Annotated in this window: 16 protein-coding genes; 2 read left to right on the top strand and 14 right to left on the bottom strand. The window is 42.4% G+C overall.

The window, feature by feature from the left end; translation table 11 throughout:
- Nucleotides 1–65: 65 nt before the first annotated feature.
- The gene (locus tag PPO43_RS14520; protein WP_272619062.1) at nt 66–1595 is read right to left on the bottom strand and encodes a DUF4836 family protein; all 1530 of its coding nucleotides are present in this window, start codon (nt 1593–1595) and stop codon (nt 66–68) included.
- A 103-nt stretch (nt 1596–1698) separates the two neighbouring features.
- On the opposite strand from PPO43_RS14520, the gene PPO43_RS14515 reads away from it, so the two are divergent.
- Entirely contained in the window at nt 1699–2892 is a 1194-nt protein-coding gene (locus PPO43_RS14515) for a WG repeat-containing protein (RefSeq protein WP_272619060.1), read from the top strand.
- Between the two features lie 87 nt (nt 2893–2979).
- Complete coding sequence (locus PPO43_RS14510) at nt 2980–3876, top strand: WD40 repeat domain-containing protein (RefSeq protein ID WP_272619058.1); 897 nt, start codon at nt 2980–2982, stop codon at nt 3874–3876.
- Nucleotides 3877–4059: 183 nt separating this feature from the next.
- Here PPO43_RS14510 and PPO43_RS14505 read toward each other — a convergent pair whose 3' ends face one another.
- The 13 genes from PPO43_RS14505 to PPO43_RS14445 form a co-directional block, all read right to left on the bottom strand.
- Nucleotides 4060–4602: a TM2 domain-containing protein gene (locus tag PPO43_RS14505; protein WP_272619056.1), complete on the bottom strand. Its 543-nt coding sequence runs from the start codon at nt 4600–4602 to the stop codon at nt 4060–4062.
- A gap of 77 nt (nt 4603–4679) precedes the next feature.
- A complete protein-coding gene (locus PPO43_RS14500; protein ID WP_272619054.1) occupies nt 4680–5051 on the bottom strand; it encodes a hypothetical protein in 372 nt (123 codons plus the stop codon).
- 672 nt (nt 5052–5723) lie between these two features.
- Complete coding sequence (locus tag PPO43_RS14495) at nt 5724–6659, bottom strand: hypothetical protein (RefSeq protein ID WP_272619052.1); 936 nt, start codon at nt 6657–6659, stop codon at nt 5724–5726.
- Between the two features lie 9 nt (nt 6660–6668).
- Complete coding sequence (locus PPO43_RS14490) at nt 6669–7715, bottom strand: RHS repeat domain-containing protein (RefSeq protein WP_272619051.1); 1047 nt, start codon at nt 7713–7715, stop codon at nt 6669–6671.
- A 1752-nt stretch (nt 7716–9467) separates the two neighbouring features.
- Nucleotides 9468–10034 carry an ankyrin repeat domain-containing protein gene (locus tag PPO43_RS14485; RefSeq protein ID WP_272619049.1) on the bottom strand — a complete coding sequence of 189 codons (567 nt, stop codon included), beginning with the start codon at nt 10032–10034 and terminating at the stop codon, nt 9468–9470.
- Between the two features lie 5 nt (nt 10035–10039).
- Entirely contained in the window at nt 10040–11200 is a 1161-nt protein-coding gene (locus tag PPO43_RS14480; protein ID WP_272619047.1) for an RHS repeat domain-containing protein, read from the bottom strand.
- Between the two features lie 684 nt (nt 11201–11884).
- Nucleotides 11885–12268, bottom strand: a complete 384-nt coding sequence (locus PPO43_RS14475; RefSeq protein ID WP_272619045.1) for a hypothetical protein — start codon at nt 12266–12268, stop codon at nt 11885–11887.
- Nucleotides 12252–13322, bottom strand: a complete 1071-nt coding sequence (locus tag PPO43_RS14470; protein WP_272619042.1) for an RHS repeat-associated core domain-containing protein — start codon at nt 13320–13322, stop codon at nt 12252–12254. Before PPO43_RS14470 ends, PPO43_RS14475 begins: the two co-directional genes overlap by 17 nt.
- Nucleotides 13323–13976: 654 nt before the next feature.
- On the bottom strand, nt 13977–14324 hold the full coding sequence (locus tag PPO43_RS14465; RefSeq protein ID WP_272619040.1) for a hypothetical protein: 348 nt from the start codon (nt 14322–14324) through the stop codon (nt 13977–13979).
- Between the two features lie 7 nt (nt 14325–14331).
- Complete coding sequence (locus PPO43_RS14460) at nt 14332–15858, bottom strand: polymorphic toxin type 44 domain-containing protein (protein ID WP_272619039.1); 1527 nt, start codon at nt 15856–15858, stop codon at nt 14332–14334.
- A 46-nt stretch (nt 15859–15904) separates the two neighbouring features.
- Entirely contained in the window at nt 15905–16237 is a 333-nt protein-coding gene (locus PPO43_RS14455; RefSeq protein ID WP_272619037.1) for a hypothetical protein, read from the bottom strand.
- Nucleotides 16238–16245: 8 nt separating this feature from the next.
- Nucleotides 16246–18837 (bottom strand): RHS repeat domain-containing protein, encoded by a 2592-nt coding sequence (locus PPO43_RS14450; RefSeq protein ID WP_272619035.1) that lies wholly within the window; start codon nt 18835–18837, stop codon nt 16246–16248.
- A 547-nt stretch (nt 18838–19384) separates the two neighbouring features.
- Entirely contained in the window at nt 19385–19645 is a 261-nt protein-coding gene (locus PPO43_RS14445; protein WP_272619033.1) for a hypothetical protein, read from the bottom strand.

The raw sequence follows: 19645 nt of genomic DNA, 5'->3' as shown, positions 1-19645 counted from the left end.
TTTTGGGCAAACAAAAAGGCGGGCCTGCAATTGCAGGCCCGCCTCTAGCAGAAAAAACAAGGTATTTATTTATTCGCCTCTTTTTCCATCATCTGCTTAAGGATATTGGTTTTTTCATCTTTGGCTTGCATCACATACTCCATATTGCTGCCCTTGACACTAACTCTTGCCCCCTTTAGCAGTTCCGTATCATTTTGGCTACTCCCAAATGGACTGCGTTGAGCATTTATAAAGTTCATATACTGTTGGAAGTCCGTAAAGTCAACAACTATACAACCTTCGCTAAGCTTTTTAAATTTAGCCGACTCTAGTTGGTCACCACTAGCCAAAACTTTTTCTACTTGCTCTAATAATGCTGTGCTATTAGAGAAAATGGCAAAATTATCCTTGAGCAAAAGCGTACCTGCCTCAGGCACTCTCTCTGAATAAATGCGATTGCCTTTTTTAGTCAGAACCAAACCATTCTTTTTAGACAAGCGTACCAGCTTATCAATGATTGCCTGATCCTTAAGCTCTACAATGGTTAGTGTAGGAAGTTCACGGAAGTTACTGCCCTTATTTTCATAAGAAGCGATCACTACATTTCCTGTCAAACTCCCCAAAATCTCTTTGGTATTAAGCCCCATAGCTTTCATTTGCATATCCGCCATAGCAGTAAGTCCACGACCATCTAAGTAGTTATACAACTCCTCTGTATTCAAAGAAAGAGCCACAGCACCTATATAATCTGTTTTGGGAATAAACTGACGGAAATCCTTGCTCACTCCTTTGGCAAAGAGTTTTCCAAACTCTTTTTCCAGCTTTTCATTGAAGTTCCCCTTGGCGTTCATGACCATTTTGCCCTTTTCAAAGTTCATGCTCATACCAATGTTATTATCATCTAGCTTTTTAGCATCCAAGCCCAAAAAAGACAAGCCCATTACAGTCTGTTGATTGCTAGGGTCTTTTTTGGCTATATTATAAAGGCCTGTGCTATTTACCCAAAAATTAACATCATTGCCTTGGCTCAACAAGCTTTTGAGATCCGCATTATCGGCCATAGATTTTTCAGGCTTGCTTCCAAAGAAGTTAGCTAGACGAGTAGACAAATCGCCTTCTCCCCAACAAACTACTAGAAAAGCACCATCAAAACCGACAACAACATCTTTGTCGCCTTTAGCATCTTTTTCATTGATTAAGGTATAGCCCTCTTTTTTTTCTGTGGCCAGCGTTTTGCTCGCCCCCAAAAACTCTTCAAACTTCTTTGCATCAGCAATTGGGAGCATCACTGTCCCCATGGGCTCTTCTCCTTCTAAAGAAAGATAACCATAAGCGCTTTTCTTAACATCCAAACCCTTAGAAGCAGGGTCCAGAATCAATTCTTTGAGAATTTGAACATCTTCCTGCTTAGACTTAGCACCAGCTTTTTCAACCGAAGCCAAAAGCTGTTCTGGTCCAGCCTTCTCCAACAGCTGACTCCAGTTTACTGAAAATACAGCATTCTCAGAAGCCGGAATCCGACTCAAGCTGTCGCCATCTACTTTTTTACCCCCGCAGGAAATAACAAAAAGACCAAGGGCAAAAGCAAAAATAAATAATGATAGTTGTTGTCTCATAACTATTAAGTATTGAGGTTAGTAATGTAGAAGTAACCAACTACTTCCAAGTAAATAAAGGGATTTCTAATACATACCCATTTGCCGCCTAAAGATAGGGAAGTTGACTGAAATCCACAGCGCTTTTAAACGGACTGTTCATTTAATTCAGTTCCCTCTAGCCTTAAGGAAATATCTACTCACAGAAAAAAATCCCAAAAAAATTAACGATAATTGTCCTTTCCGAAAACCAATCGGTTACACTTATATCAAGCGCATACAAACCAATATTAAAATGAAGTTTAACGCCTATTGCTACCTCTTCTTGCTCAGCTTTTTTTGCCTAACCGCCTGCAATTCTGAGCAAAGCGAAACCAATAACGACTCCCCAAAAACAACGAGCCAACCCGGTCAAGCCCCCAAAGCAGGCTGCTACCAAACGACCCAAGACCTCTGGGAAGAACGCCTTAACCTTGCTATTAACGGAGACCGCATTTCAGGCACGGGCTACCGCTTCAACCAACAATACAACGAACGCTTCCAGCTAGATATCCAAGGTAAAAAAATGAAGGATGGCAACTATGATGTAGAAGTCATCTGCCAATCTAAACGCCGAACCAACGAAAAAGAAACCCAATACGAAACCTGGTCCTTTCAAGAAAATTCACTACAGGTAATTAACCGAAACACCAAGGACTTCATCGGTAATCTCAACCTTCAACGAGTAAATTGCGGCGCCAATACGGTCAAAGATACTAGCCTTTTTGATGAGTTCTTAGGCTATAATGAAGGCTATGCTGTTGTCTCCAAAAATGGGAAATATGGCCTGATCAATAAAAAAGGAGAACTCACTATTCCCTGCGCCTATATGGCTCTAGGTGCAGTCTCTGAAGGCACAATCATGTTTTACGATGAACAAAAAGGCCGCCACGGCATCCTTGATGTCAATGGCAAGGTCCTAATCGAACCAAAATACGATATCATTACCCCCGTCGGCGAGGGACTACTTGGCTTTGTCTATGAAGGCAAATGGGGCTTTATGAATACTAAAGGAGAAATCGTTGTCGCTCCTCAATTCCGTGAGGTCAATGTCTACTCCCCCAACCCCCTCGAACTCCCCTTCAATGAAGGCCTAGCCAATGTAGCCATCGAAGATGCCAAATGGGGCTATATCAACGCCCAAGGAGAAGTCGTTATCCCTTATCAGTTTTTGCATGCTGGCCCCTTCAAAGGCGGAAAAGCCAAGGCCATGCGCCAAGGCGAAAACAAATGGATCTATATTGACAAAAATGGTCAATGTGTAGAAAACTGTAACTAATCTTATTTTTTTGGGCCCGGCCGCCCCACTATAACGGGCGGCCGCCACTATGCTGCGGGGCTAATTTGGTCTATTCCACTCTTGCTTATGCCTGTAGAACTTATCCGAAAAAAACAACTGCTTGGCCATAAAGGCGCCATTTACGCCCTTTTATTGGCCCCCGACAAACAAAGCTTTTTCTCTGCCGCTGGCGATGGCTATCTGGTGAATTGGCCCCTCTCCCCCCTAGGCGATGGCCACGTCCTCGCCCAACTAGAAGGCCCCATCTTTTCTATGGCCCTGCTCAATGCAAGCGAAATCGTTCTTGGCGACCAAAATGGGGACATCCACCTGATTAACTACCCCAAAAAACAATTGGTCCAACAAAAAAGAGCACACGAAAAAGGAGTCTTTGCCCTACTTCCTTGGTCCAATGGCAATTTCCTCAGCGCCGGAGGCGATGGCCAACTCTCCCTTTGGTCCAAACAAAGCTTTCGACCACAAACAAGCTGGAAACTTAGCCACCAAAGCCTACGCGCCATCTCGCCTAATCAAAGTGAGCTTGTCGTTGGCGGTAGCCAAGGCCATCTCTTTTTCTTAGATGCCCAAACCCTAGAACTTAAACAACAAATCCCCCAAGCCCATCAGGCTTCTATCTTTTGCCTAGCCCAAACCCCCAACTACCTGCTCTCTGGTGGCCGTGATGCCTTCTTTAGAGTCTGGACCCAAAAGACGAAGGAAGAACTGCCCACCCAAGCCGCTCACCTTTTTACTGTAAATGATCTCGCTATCTCGCCAAATGGGCGCTACCTAGCTAGCGCCAGCCGAGACAAAACCCTAAAACTCTGGTCTCTACCCGATTTTAAACTGCTCAAGGTAATTGATGCTCCCCGTGGCGGCCATATCAATTCCGTCAATGCCCTGCTCTGGGCCAATGACCAACTCCTACTCTCCGCCTCTGATGACCGCAGTATTATCGCTTGGGAACTCCTAGAACTCCCCTAGGGCCAAGGCCCAGCATCATCTAGCCTATATCTTGTCCCAATGGCCGAAGGCCAAACGGCCTAGCGATGTGTAGCAGTGGCCGAAGGCCAGACCAAGCGGGCCTTAGCCCGCGCAGGGCCGAGCGAATAGCGAGCTGCGGAACGTAGCGCCGCAAGGCAAAGCCGCAGCGGAGGTCCCAAAAAACTACAACTCTTTTATTCCAATTACTTCTTCATTTTCTAGCTGAACCTCTAAGCGATAAGCCCTATGCCCTTGAGGGTGGGGATATTCTCCATAATAATACCTTTCATTTGTGCCCTCTTTGGTCAAATGCTTTTTCTCTTTTTCTGGATAGCCAAAAGCTGCTATGAGCATTTCTTTGTTCATCCCAATCCAAACCTTCTCATCGGCGATTGCCTGCGCGTATTTTTCCTGATATTGATTTTCGATAGATGCCGCATGCACTTCCCGTCTCATCTTTTCATTTTCTTTTTTGTTTTTGTCATTCTCTCGGCGAAGCGCCTCTATCTTGGTCCGATAAAACTCTGGCATATAGGTCTGCTCAAACAGATCATCACTCATGAATATCAAGACAAAAAAGTCTACTAAGGCCAATAGCGCTGGTATCGTGGTCCAAAATAAGGTCATATATAAAACAGCTTGTTTGGTCCTTCCTAAATAGAATTTATGAGCCCCTAAAAAGCCCAAAGTAATGGCCAATACAGCCGCAATGAGTTTAGATTTCATTTATTTTTTGTTTTAACCCAAGGCAAAAGCCTTAGGCTAGATTAAATTACAATTTAAGTGATATGTTGATTTACAAATTAGTTCTTGTCTATAAATTGCGGAAAGTCAAACATTCTCCCTTTTGATGGTTCATCAACCTCTAAATTTAATACAAAAATATCTATTATCCTTAACCACCTTAAAAACTGTTCGATATTCGCTCCTTTCAAATAAATGATGTTATCTACAACAACTTTTTTATATAGCTTAGCTTCTCGATTTACCACATAGTTCACCAAGCTAAGTCTGCCTCCATGCCCTCTAATCATCCCTATGAATTCTAATTTAGAATTAAATACATAAATAGTTCTTATTTGATCTAAATATTGAAATACATACACTCTTGAATTATCAACATCTAAAATTGCCCATAAATCTCTTACAAAGCCATTAAACCAAAAGTCTTTCATGTAAAAAATATTACTTTGCTTATAAAGCATAGACGATCTGGCATAGACCATTGTTAAGGAGTCTACTTTTTTATGCGAAAAAAGTAAATCACACTGACTAACTGATAAATTAGCTCTTAGCATTAACGACTTTAATGAATCAAGTTCATTATGAATGCTTTGTCCATAAGAATATTTCACTAGGACAGGTATCAATATGAGTATAAAAATTATATGTTTCATATTCTAATCATTACTTGTTTGGAACTTTCTCATAATTAGAGTCGCCAGATACAGAAGCTGATGGATTTAATTGAAAATCCTTTTTAGTCTCTTCTGACTCTTCTCCTAGCGACTTTCTTTCCCCCCCTCTAAGAACATATCAAATGACATTGGACTCCCAAGAACCAAATTGCCGATTTCGTCATAAACATAGTTTTGTGAGGATGTTTTTGGGGCCTGCCGCCTGCGGCGGCCGGGCCCTTGCAGGGCTCGCAGGTCTGCTCGGCCCTGCGGGCTTCGCCCTTGGTCTGCCGCTATGCGGCCCCCTTGCAGGCCCCTAGGCCTGCGGCCCTTCGGGCCTGTAGAGATGGATATATATACATTGGGTTGAAACCCACAGCAACAAAAGCGGCTATACTAAACGCAATAAAAATGAGCCGAAGGTTGAAACCATCGGCCCATAACTTTAAATCACTGCAGACCTGGATAGTCAATAAAAATCCGTTCTCCCTTTTCCAAATACTCCCATTTACCAACTCTTAACGCCCATTTTTCTTTTTGACAAGCATAAGTAGTATGATAGTTTATTGATTTTTTAGGATTCCAATAAAATTTATTTTTAGGCTCTGGAATTGCTAAATCAAATTTTAGGTCTTCAACTAAATCTAGTATCCTATAGTTTGGTGCAGGATAACTTTTTGACGATATACAAAACTGACCTTTTATGTATCCATCTTGGTTTTCTTCCCCAAATTCGAAGTATAAAGTATCAGCTTGCAAGAAACCTTGAAAAGCAAATGTATCCACTTTTAAATTAAAGCTATCTCCCTCCACAATTTGTAGATGATATTTAGGCGATTTAAATTTTACTGGCAGTCCTAATATTGCTGTTTTTTCTAACTTTCCAACCAAGTTAATATAATGCTCATCCTTTGCAAGTGAATCTGCCGATACCTCAGTGCTACGATAGTAATACAGAGATCTTTCTCCATCACGACTATAGTACCAATGCCCTATACGCAATGGAATTCTTTCGATAATCCAGCTATTGCTTCGCTCTCCAGTCTTATTTTTTTGAGGTTTTAGTACATATTCAGTAGGAATCTGAAACTGCCCCTTGATATAATAACTAGCTAAAGAGTCACCCAATTCAAAGTGGATTTTAGATCCAGACCTTTGCCCTTTGAATAGAAGACTATCTACTACGAACCTAAAGCTATCTTCTTCATTTATCTCAAAAGAATAACAATTCTCTATGTCTGGGAATCCATACAACCCCCATTCTCTGTCACCAGACGGAAAATAGAACTGCTCCACGGGCTCTGCTGTTGCCTCTCTTTTCTCTAACCTCAACAATTGACATGAATTAAAAATAAAAACTCCTGCCAACAAGTAAACAAACTTCATAACATATTTTTATTGAACATTTAATACACGGTCAGTCCTAACTTTTACCTCCTTTTCCTTTGAAGTTTTTTTTCTTTGACCATCAATAGTAATTGAAAAATTAAAATCTTCTCCAATTGAAAAATCTCCTTCTATACTACTTTTTGGAATTTTAAATTTCTTTGATAGTTTTGATTGCATTTCAGGAAACCAACTTTCTAAAGATTTTTTTTGGTGTTCATTTTTCGTATTTCGACGAACAGTGATTTTATCTATTCGTCCCCCTTCTGCCCCTATTTTTGTACTTATTGAATTTCCTATTGCATTTTCAATCTCCTCTTTAGAGTTAACATAACTTGAATTCATATAGCCACCAACAACTCCCTCTTTACCTATAGCGATTAGAATATTTTCTCCAAAATTTTCACTTTTCTTTATCGACTCATAATATGTCTTATCGACTAAACTTTCAGTTGTGACCTGCACATCTTGATATGTCCCAAACTTAACGTCTAAATCTGTATCTGGTGGTATATTAAATGTAAATCCTCCTGTTGGTGCCAATCGATCAGCAGACAAATTCGGTCGAACATTACCTTCTTGTAAAACAAGATTTTCATCTGCACCTACAGCTGTTCCAATGCCTAAATCTATAGCATTTGGATATTGCCGATATGGTAACACCGTACCTGACGGGGCACCTAAGTTTATCTCAAGAACATCTCTACTGCTCATTGGAGCGACTCCTCCTCTGCTAGCATTCAAATTTATTCCTCCAGCAGTTATAATTGTGATTCTAGATTTGCTCCCATTTTCATTATAGCTATTAATGATAAGCATTCCTTCCAACCCATCTAAATCAATTGCTTGTATTGGCGTATTAGAAGCAAACTGATAACAAGTCAACTCAGGATACTCTGGTGCCAGCGGATCCACACTCAAGAACTTCCCTATACTCGGATTATACAACCGAAAACCATAATCCTGTATATTTTGCGTCCCCCAATCTCGGTCATCCTCCTTCCCATTAAACCCAAAACGATACCCCTCCCCACTCACAAACTTACGCCCAGGCATTTCCCAACCAAAGGGATTTTGAACTCATTTAAAAACAACTGTTCTTGGACTTGAAAGCTAATTTTGCGTCCTTCGTCGTTATTTTTCTCCACGATAGCGCTGCTATCCCGTCAAAAAATGCCTAGAAGGCCCACAAAATTATTACTCAAGCCCTACAAGAACATCGCTTTCAAATGAGTTCTACAAACTAGCCGAAGATACCTGCGCCAGATAATAATCTGCCTGTCCCGTTTGGCTGCTGTCTTGGCCCAAAGATTTGTCGCTGACCGTAGCCAGTACGTTGCCTAAGTGGTTGGAGAGCTCATAGCGACCCAGCTTATTTTATTTCAAAGAACGAGGTCTAAAGATACTATTTTTTATCTTTTTTGGGGCCTCCCGCCTGCGGCGGGCGCTACGTTCCGCAGCTCGCTATTCGCTCGGCCCTGCGGCGCTTTGCCCCTTGGTCTGGCCTTCGGCCACTGCTGCACATCGCTAGGCCTGCGGCCCTTCGGGCCTGTAGGATGGATGTATATCCCAGTGGGTTGAAACCCACAGCAACAAAAGCGGCTATGCTAAACACAATAAAAATGGGCCGATGGTTGAAACCATCGGCCCATATCATTTATAGCAAACAAGGGCTGAAGCCCATGAACCCCAAACCGCCCAACCGCTAAAAGACGCTTTATTTATCTTTTCCTTTTTTCAAGACCTCAAGAAAAAGTTGAGGGACTAATAAAGCATAGCTATGAGGTTCCACAAGCCCAAAATAGGGGTCCTCTAAGGTAGATATTGGGTCCAACAACGCCAAAATAGCCCTTCTCTACCGTATTTTATAGCTTAAAAAGCAAAAGAAGCCACTTGCTGACCTCAAGCTATAGGTCTGGTAACCAAAATTAGGGCTTTCCTACTGCTTTATAGACGTCTAGAACTGCATCATATAGGTCACCCAACCCCATAGGATAGGTCCCGAACTCTATAAGGTACGTCTACCAACCCCATAGGATAGGTCCCGAACTCTATCAGATACGTCCATCAACCCCATAGGGTACATCCCGAACTCTATCAGGTACGTTCACAAACCCCATAAGGGACGTCCCGAACTCTATCAGATACGTCCATCAACCCCACAGGGTACGTCCCGAACTCTATCAGGTACGTCCATCAACCCCACAGGGTACGTCCCGAACTCTATCAGATACGTCTACCAACCCCACAGGGTACGTCCCGAACTCTATCAGGTACGTCTACCAACCCCAAAATAGACGTTATAGGACGTCTATTTTGGGGTCTTACAACCTATATTGTACAGTTCCACAACATATATTATACACTTCCATAACCTATACTATGGAGTTCAGGACGATAGCTATGCAGTAAAAGAACCTAGAACGAGCAGTTAGTTAGTGCATTCAATGACTTTGACAACATATATCGTAGATTTCAGGACGACTTGCTCGAAGTTTTGCTAAGCATCAGCTCATAACTACATGACATAGACAGATCTAGGTAGAAAACCAGCGCAACAAAAGAAGCTATACTAAGCTCAATAAAATGAGCCGATGGTTGAAACCATCGGCCCATAACTAGCGAGACTAATTTCTTGCGTCTAGAAGGAGCGAAGCGACTGGCCTAGCGATGTGCAGCAGTGCGGCGCAGCCGCAGACCAAGCAAAAACTTGTTTTTTGCGCAGGGCCGAGCGAACAGCGAGCTGCGGAACGTAGCGCCGCAAGGCGAAGCCGCAGCGGAGGCCCCAACTACAAATAAAACCATCTACTAGCGTGATAATTTTTCTAAATCATCACCTAGCTCTCTTAAATAGTCTACCACCTCTTGAGGAACATTAGAACTATTTTCTTCTAAATGCTTTAAAATTTTTGGTGACACCCTAAACCAAATCGACGGCCTCCAAAGCTTGCTTAAGTCTAATCCAAATTTCACTAAAATATCCAACAATTCAATGTTGCGGTGAGAAGCTGCGATTACAATAGGGTCTGTGCATTTTATACTCACTTTAGACAAACCTTCTTCCAGAAGGACTTGAACAATTTTCAATCGCAGCCCACAATTATCATTCTCTTTCACCGCATAGAAACATGCTTTTTGCAGAAGAGTACACTCCTTTTGATTTTTACTCTGGACATTATTTAGAATTTTTAGTGAAATCTTTGACTTAAAAAAATACAATGCTTCTAAATCCCCTTTGGCAACAAGTATATTTATTATTTTAATTAAAAAACTTGGTCTCCCATCAACCCAAAAAACATCCTTCTGTAAATCAATAAATGCATTTTGAGACCTCTTTAATTTATCAATATATTTACTATTTTTCGTTTTAAACATCTAACTTAATTTTCATCAATTTGATCAGCTACAGCATCTGCAGCAAAATAGCCAGCGACCCCTCCTAAAAGGCCAGCACTAACATTTAGAGCGGTACCAATAAGCCCCCCTACATTCAACCATGACGTTGCAGCTCCCGCTGCTGCAGCTCCTGCAGAAAATCCAGCCCAACCACCTACCTGTCGAATTCCTTCTGCAGCAATAGGATTTATCGATTCTTGATCAACACTTTTTTTTGCTGCCGTTGCCAAATCATAAGCAGTCATAGCTTTTGACGCAGCACCTAAACCTTTAGCACCTTTCTTTAAAGTCATTGAAAGACTATTGTCAATTGCCTTAGGAGACACATCCCCCTTAAACAGTACTTCAGCCTCATTTACTTGGTTTAGCTTCCACTTTTCAGCCATTTTTGAATACTGCGGATTATCTTTTACCAAATCATCCATACTTTGTGCTAACTTATCTTGATCTATAAACTCAGCCCCCTCAGCAACAGCCTTATCTATATCTACATAGTATTTAGTCCCTTCAAATCCTGGCGCCCCTTTTGGTAACATTGAAGCTGATTTATACTGAGAACTTCCATTTCCATGTAATTGTAAAGCATGTCCAGCAGGAGTTAAACTCCCTCCATTTCCTGCCCTAAATCCTTTTCTTGTTGGAGATGGGTCTACAAATGGATTTGTTTTTCTAATTGCTATATTTTTAGGCACTCGTATATGCATTTTTATAGAGCTAAGTCCATGTTTTACTTGTGACTCTACTCTAATATCATCAATTGATTTAAGTACTACTGGAAAATTACTTGTTTCTTGTGCCCGTTGAATATCACTCATTGATGGTTCTAAACCATCTAGGTCTACATATTGTATCGGCATATTCCCAGCAAACTGATAGGGCGTATACCAAGGATAATCCGGACTCAACGGATCCACACTCAAAAACTTCCCTATACTCGGATTATACAATCTAAAGCCATAATCCTGAATATTTTGCGTCCCCCAATCTCGGTCATCTTCCTTCCCATTAAACCCAAAACGATAGTCCTCCCCACTCACAAACTTACGCCCAGGCATTTCCCAACCAAATGGATAATATAGGCTTGCCGAAGAAACCTGCGCCAAATAATAATATGCCTGTCCAGTTTGGCTGCTGTCTTGGCCCAAGGATTTATCGCTGACCGTAGCCAGTACGTTGCCTAAATGGTTGGAGAGCTCGTAGCGGCGGCGGCCCAGCTTCTTTTATTTCAAAGAACGAGGTCTAAAGGTAGTATTTTTTATCTTTTTTTGGGCCTCCCGCCTTCGGCGGGCGCTACGTTGCGCAGCTCGCTGTTCGCTCGGCCCTGCGGCCTGACGGCCTTGGTCTGCGGCTGCGCCGCACTGCTGCACATCGCTAGGCCTGCGGCGGCTTCGCCGCCTGTAGAGATGGATATATATATACCTGTAGGTTGAAACCCACAGCAACCAAAGCGGCCATACCAAACGCAATAAAAATGGGCCGATGGTTAAAACCATCGGCCCATAACTAGAAAGGCTAATTTCCTGCATCTAGAAGGAGCGAAGCGACTGGCCTAGCGATGGTAGGCAGTGCGGCAAAGCCGCAGACCAAGCAAAAACTTGTTTTTTGCGCAGGGCCGAGCGAGCAGCGAGCTGCCGAACGTAGCGCCCGCCGAAGGCGGGAGGCCCCAAAATTTCAAATAATGAATTAGAGTTATCTGATAATCAAAACTATTTTACAAAGTTAAGAAACTGCAGATACCCTCTATTTCTATAACTTAGTACATGATTAACAACTAGTGCCGTAGCCTACCTCAAGAACTCTGACACTAGCGAAAAGAGTACTACTTTCTATTAAGGTACTAGTACCTTTAAATCTATTATATTCTTTTGATTTTCAATTTCTACAATCAATACTTTTATATCAACAATGTTTGAATCGCCTAAACATTGTATCCCACCTTCAAGATAATACAACCAATTTCCATTATTCAATTTTTTTTCTGGAGCCCCAAGTTTTGAACTAATATTTCTAATATCGACTCCAATTATTTTAGTCTTATTTTCAATTAACAACTGAAAATTATTTGCTCTAAAAGACCCGCAACCCTTTTTATCTCTCCTCCATTGCTTAAAAAAAGCATCATTGAAAATCACGACTTCTCCCCTACTTCTTACACAGGAAAAAAATAATGTCGCAATTATAATTATACAGCTTAACCTAATCTCCTTTCTCATGATACTCGTTTTTTAGGGTTCCTAAATCAGCCTTACCTTCATGATCAAACTGTAGTTGATCTAGTCCAAGATTTTCTATATCTTTTTGAGTTACTTTCCTTTTATTTGGGTCTACTGTTGCACCCTGTTCAAGTTGTAATACATCAAAACCTGCATAATGTCCTTTCGTAATTGTCCCCATACGTGTTATACTTTTCGTGCTATTCCATTGATAGTCTGGATCTACTATTGATCCTCTAGGAGCCATAATAGATATCCCTTCAGGCACACCACGTAGATCAGCAGCTGACGCGTACTGATTGTTTCCATACGAAATCAAAACATTTCCAGTTGGATGATCTAATCCCCAACTATGCCCCATTTCATGTCCTTCCGTTTTAGTATTATTGTGCTCAACATTTGACAACTTCCATACTCCTGTATTGCACCCCAAACAATCCATATAGGAAATACCTACTGAAGTATTATCTTCAATACGAACATAATTATTCTTTATATTTTTATTCTTTTTTATGTCTTCCTCGCTTATTAAGGCATTATTCTCAGCTGTAATTTCAAACTTAACATTGTATGTAACCCCTCCTATGTTAACCGTTCCTTTCGCAGCATTCCAAGTCTCCTCGATATCCTGTGCAGTTTGAACTGCCAATGCTTCTGAAGAACGATCACCATAGAAAATGATGTGTGCAGATACTGTTATAGTTTTAGATTCTTTATCTATTGTAACTTCTCCACTCTCACCAGTAGGGTCATTTTTGTACATTGGACTATTATCCATTGCTGCATATGGACTTAGACTAGGATACTTCGATTGTAAAGGATCCACAGACCACCATCGGCCAATTCTCCCATCATAATTTCTTGCGCCAAAGTCAAGGTTTCCATCTGCAATATCAGGATTTCCTTCCTTCCCATTAAACCCAAAACGATACCCCTCCCCACTCACAAACTTGCGGCCAGGCATTTCCCAACCGAAGGGATAGTATAGGCTTGCCGAAGATACCTGCGCCAAATAATAATCTGCCTGTCCCGTTTGGCTGCTGTCTTGGCCCAAGGATTTATCACTGACCGTAGCCAGTACATTGCCTAGGTGGTTGGAGAGCTCATAGCGGCGGCGGCCCAGCTTATTTTATTTCAAAGAACGAGGTCTAAAGATAGTATTTTTTTGGGGCCTGCCGCCTAAGGCGGCCGGGCCCTTACAGGGCTCGCAAGGCTGCTCGGCCCTGCGCCAGCAAGCTGGCTGGGTCTGCCGCTGTGCGGCACCCTTTCAGGCCCCTAGGCCTGCGGCGGCTTCGCCGCCTGCTCGCTGTGGCTGCAGGTTGAAACCAGCAGCCAATTTAGGAACAGCAGAGCTAGCTCCTCACCAACAATTGGCCTGCAGCTTAAAAGCCGCAGGACCTGAAAACCGAATAGCTCCTTCCCACAAACAAAGCAGGGGCTTTTAAGCCGCTGCGGCAAGAAAGACCCAAGCCCAACAAAAATGGCTGCGGCCTTTAGGCTGCAGATAGCGGCAAAGCCACCATGGCCGTAGGCCAGAACGGCCTAGCGATGTGAAGCAGTGCGGCGCAGCCGCAGACCAAGCGGGCATAGCCCGCGCAGGGCCGAGCGAATAGCGAGCTGCGCAACGTAGCGCCCGCCGAAGGCGGGAGGCCCTATAACTTTGAAAGAAGCAAATTAAGCTATAAGAATCACTACTTTACCTTTTATCTTAATTTACATTTTCTAAAGTTGTACAATCTAATAAAAACCGATCCTCTTCCATCCACTCTTTATCCAAAACATTTATTTTTATCCCTAAAATAATTTCAATTTCACCTGAAAAAGACTCCCTTACACTAACTAAGGTGTCATAAGTATTAAAAAATCTTTTATTTACCACCTCACCATTACATTTCTTTACCAAGAAAAAACCAGATGGCGCTGTTGCATGCCCTTCATTCTCGTATACTAAAATAGTGCAGTCATCAGTTGTCTTAATGGTAGTAATAGAATTATCAGTTAAAGGTTTACAGCTAAATAATGCTAAACTTAAAAGTACAAATATTAGACATCGCATATGAAAACTATTTTTTAGATCTATAATAGTTGGGCTGTCTCCCAGCATGTCCTCCCATCCCTGCTGATCCACCATTTCCTTTTTCTTTTTGTTGTTGCTTAAAAAAGCTTTTATAACTATTGTCTAGTAATGGTTTATATTGATGATAGTAGTTAAAACCTTTCCTAATCCAGCTTTGATCTCTTGGGTCATCTCCATACGGAGGCAACATACGGCCTCTGTATCTCATAGTTCCACCAAATTCACTTTCATAAGTATGCCACTTATACTTCTGCCACTCTGGTTTTGAAGTTCCAGATCTCATTTGAGCCGCTCCTGCCTGCGATAATAAAATGTACTCACTAAATATATTCGTAGCCAGCCCCATTACGCCAAAATGATGATTACCTATATCTTGAGGCTCCATCATTTGAGTTCCAAATATAAACTTAGTATTTTTAGAGTCATCAGGATTTTTTTCTGAGAAATTAACATACCCATATATAGTTTCATCCTGAATTTTATAATCCCAATCTCCTCCTCCTCTTACTTTTTGAAAAAAACTGAAAGCAATAGCGGTTCCTGCTTTTTTCCAAGACATTACCTCTTTATAATTTTGATCAATTAAATTAGCATAAATAGTTGATATATCTATTTTTCCTCCAAACTCTCCTAACTTAGTAAGGGATCCATCCTTATTTTTCATAAAAACTAAATCATCTGTTCTTTGCGTCCTCGATAAATCTACAGGATAATTATCTAGAGGGCGCTTTATTATTTTCCCCTCTACCTTCACATCCATCCTTATAATATTACCAACCTTATCAACTACTGTCGTATCCCCCAAAACATCTGAAAACATGACTGGATTATTCTCCATCATAGCATAAGGCGAAACAGAAACATTAGGCTTAGGGTCATGGCTCCACCAACGGCCCAAGCGACTATCTTGCATCCTAAAATAGGTAAAATTGACTCCTTCGGCTATTTCATCTTCTTGCTCCACCCCATTAAACCCAAAACGATAGTCCTCCCCACTCACAAACTTACGCCCAGGCATTTCCCAACCAAAGGGGTAGCATAGGCTTGCAGAAGATACCTGCGCCAGATAATAATCTGCCTGCCCCGTTTGGCTGCTGTCTTGGCCCAAGGATTTATCGCTGACCGTAGCCAGTACGTTGCCTAAGTGGTTGGACAGCTCGTAGCGGCGGCGACCTAGCTCTAGTTGCTGGTAGCTACTTTGCGCCAAAGCCGTTTTGAGCAGACTCCCAGCAGGCAAACCAACGGCCCCCGACTCATCCCGATACCTTAAAGCTAAGGCTTTTTTCAAGATCCCCAAACGGGCCGAACCATATAAATGCAGCTCCTCCAAATACAAACTATCTTTGTCATCGACCAGCGCAATATTTTCTTCATTGTACTGATAAACCGCCAGCACATTCCCCTGAGGGTCACGGACATAATACTGCCCCTCTGACCGAATATCTACAGGACCATCAACATACAATTTCTTCTTGGCCAAGCGGTTGCCCATGGGGTCGTACTCATATTGCAAGACCGAGGGCCCCGGCTTGCCTGCCTCAAAACGAACCTAAAGCTGTTTAGTTATATTTTTTCTTTTTCTTCTGCATAAGAGTGTTAATAAACCATGCAACTACTATTGCATTAGGTATAGTCAAATAAACAGTGAGGTACAATGTTGAACTAAAAAACCAGTTAAATATACTCAAAGGAAAATTTAAAAAGTATTTATACACTAGATAACTAAAGCATTCACTATTATTAAATGACTCTATGGAGTAAAACTCTCCTTTGTCAACAGCTTCGTTTATAGCATAATGCCATTCATACTTTGCTAAAGTATACAAGGATACTAAAAGTAAAAGCACATACAAAACCACTACCAATACGTATACTACTAATTTTTTAGCCATGTTCATAATTATTTATAATCTATTCTTTTCCCTATCCCTGAGGAAGAGCCCGATACACCTCCGCCTGCACCAGAACTTATCCCCTCTGCTTGACTTCCAGAACTTTGGGCTGCAGAACCAGAAGAGATATCACTCAATCCAGGTAGAGCATCAAGAGGAGTGATCTCGGGCATGGCATCATTATTATTTTCTAGATCCTCTAATGTCATTGGTGGAAAAAGTGAAAATATTGCAATATCTTTTGTTTGATCAAAAACTTGAAGAGGAATTCCAGCATGATCTGAATTTGCAACTTCCTGTTCACCTAAAATTTGACGCCGAGGCGATGATTTTGACAAAGTCAAAGGATACCCCCTAGAACCTATTGGAGAACTTGTTGTTTGATAATAGTGTGTTATGTATTTAACATTATCTTCTATATTTCTATCTACATGCATAGACCATGGCCCCATGGCAGGATCTACTAATATTACATCATTAACCACCAAAGATCTCGTTTCAGGGTTCTCTTTTAATTCTCTAAGAAATTGCAAAGCCCTTACTCCTCCTGCACTATATCCATATATTACAATTTTATCTCCTTTTCGCAAGTTTTCTTTTAAAAAGTTCATTGCTGTTTCTAATGTAGCTTCTTTTGGACCAGTATATATTGCTGCTGATCTTATATCTATTCCCTCACCTTTTCCTGCTAGGGATACGTCTCTTGCCATTTTTACTGCAGCTCCTCTAGAGTCTGGGCTATTATAATCAACTAGTTCCCCTTCTCCAAATACTCCACCAGAAAATGCAATGAGAACACCTTGCAAACCTTCTAAATCAATTGCTCCAACTGGATTATTACTTGCAAATTGATATGGTGTTAACATCGGAAATGTAGCTTCAACAATATCCACACTCAAAAACTTCCCTACACTCGGATTATACAACCGAAAGCCATAATCCTGTATATTTTGCGTCCCCCAATCTCGGTCATCCTCCTTCCCATTAAACCCAAAACGATACCCCTCCCCACACACAAACTTACGGCCAGGCATTTCCCAACCGAAGGGATAGTATAGGCTTGCCGAAGATACCTGCGCCAGATAATAATCTGCCTGTCCCGTTTGGCTGCTGTCTTGGCCCAAAGATTTGTCGCTGACCGTAGCCAGTACGTTGCCTAAGTGGTTGGACAGCTCGTAGCGGCGGCGACCCAGCTCTAGTTGCTGGTAGCTGCTCGCCACTAGTGCAGCCGAACTTTTAAACAGAAGCAAATCACCCAAATCATCACCAGGAAGCTCCAAACTTTTTTGAAACTCCTTTAAGGTCGCTCTTTTTTTCAAGATCCCCAAACGAGCCGAGCCATATAAATGCAGCTCCTCCAAATACAGGCTATCCCCAGCCTCATTCACCACATTAGCCAAGCGATCCCGATGATCATAAACCGCCAGCACATTCCCCTGAGGGTCACGGACATAATACTGTCCCGTTGACCAATATACGGGCAAACCATATTGGTCCACACCATAATACATCTTCTTCTTAGCCAAGCGATTACCCATGGGGCCGTACTCATACTTCAAGGCATCAGGACCCGGCTTGCCCGCCTCAAAACGAACCTCTTGCACCTTGCCCTGTACGTTCCAAACTATCTCCTCAATCTGCTCCGAGCTATCTCGAACCAAATTGCCGATTTCGTCATAACCATAGTTCTGTGAGGAAGCTGCTACCCCATCTTGTCCCGGCTGACTAGTCAAATCGCCTACCGTTGACGCCCCTACGCCATCCGTCACATACTGCAATGTGTTGCTAAACAACTGCCCTGTAGCTTGGCTAGAAACCACTGGCAATTGTGCAGGATTAACATCATAAACATAATGATAGCTTAAATCATCTATCTGCTGATCAGCTGCATAACGCAATAAACTCAAGATATTTCCATTCGCATCATAGCTATAACTAGTCCCATAGTTCTTGGGATTCGCTGGACTATTCAGTCCATCCCGCAACAGTTTATTCCATTGCCCTCCATTATACTCATAGGTATTCGAGGCTATTATCCGATGCAACTGATCGTATTTATACGCAGCAGCATATCGACCTAAGCCCATCCCCTCTCGAGCCAATTGTGGCAAGGCCGTCTGCATATAGGCAATATTGCCATTAAACAAGCCTGAAACCCCATCTTTCGATAAAATATCTCCTGACATTTCACCCCATGCCGCTCCATCATTCAAAGATGAACCCCCAATTGGCGTATAAGCCAACTCATTATAGCCCAAGCCATAAGCATATTCATCTCGACTAAACCAGCGATGACGGCCCGTCTCATGACCATCCGATCCAGGATCTGTCCAAACCGCATTCTTCACCAAGCCATTCACCCCAATTATCCAGCCCTGCAGGCTATAACGGTAATCAGAGCCCAATAGCTCTTCTCCTAGCTCCACTCTCGCCAACGGTCCATGCGCATAATAGTAATAACGCGCCTCCTTCTGCCACAAACGACCATCCTCTGAACTATACGCCAAACGAAGACGATTGTCCGCATCATAACTATACTTATGATAAAACGCATCCGCTTCCCCGGCCTGATAGGCCACCTCCCGAACATTCCCCGACACTAAATCATAGGCATATTCTAGGCTAAAGCCTTTAGCTAGATTCTTGACATACTGATCTTTTTTTGGGGCCTGCCGCCTACGGCGGCCGGGCCCTTACAGGGCTCGCAGGTCTGCTCGGCCCTGCGCCAGCAAGCTGGCTGGGTCTGCCGCTGCGCGGCACCCTTGCAGGCCCCTAGGCCTGCGGCCGCTTCGCCGCCTGTAGGTTGAAACCCACAGCAACAAAAGCGGCCATACTAAACGCAATAAAAATGAGCCGAAGGTTGAAACCATCGGCCCATAACTAGCAAAACTAATTTCCTGCGTCTAGAAGGAGCGAAGCGACTGGCCTAGCGATGTGCAGGGGTGGCCGTCAGGCCAGACCAAGCGGGCAAAGCCCGCGCAGGGCCGAGCGAGCAGCGAGCCCCGCAACGTAGCGCCGCAAGGCGAAGCCGCAGCGGAGGCCCCAAAAAAACAGTAATAAGAACATTAAATGTAAAAGCAATTAGCTCTGTAATTTTTGTCTCGCAAAATTGGCCGAGTATAGACGTAAACTAATACAGATGGTCGCCTATTTCAATTCACTCCCACACCAAGGACAGTATTTAATTCCTATCTCACCGCCAAAAGAAGCGTTTAAAATTTTCTCATCTAGAAACTTTTGTTTTACTATAGTACCTCCTATTATCTTAAAAAAAGCAGATTTTTGTTCAAGAGGAATGACGTTGAACCCAATTTTATAGTGTTCTCTTTTTTTCACATAAAACCCTTTATCTAATTCATCTGACAAAAAAGACAACATACTATCACAACACACCTTACTTTCTTTCAT

Source organism: Saprospira sp. CCB-QB6, from assembly GCF_028464065.1.
Lineage (GTDB): Bacteria > Bacteroidota > Bacteroidia > Chitinophagales > Saprospiraceae > Saprospira.
Note: the sequence above shows the minus strand (reverse complement) of the source record. Positions and strands in the feature narration are given on the sequence as shown.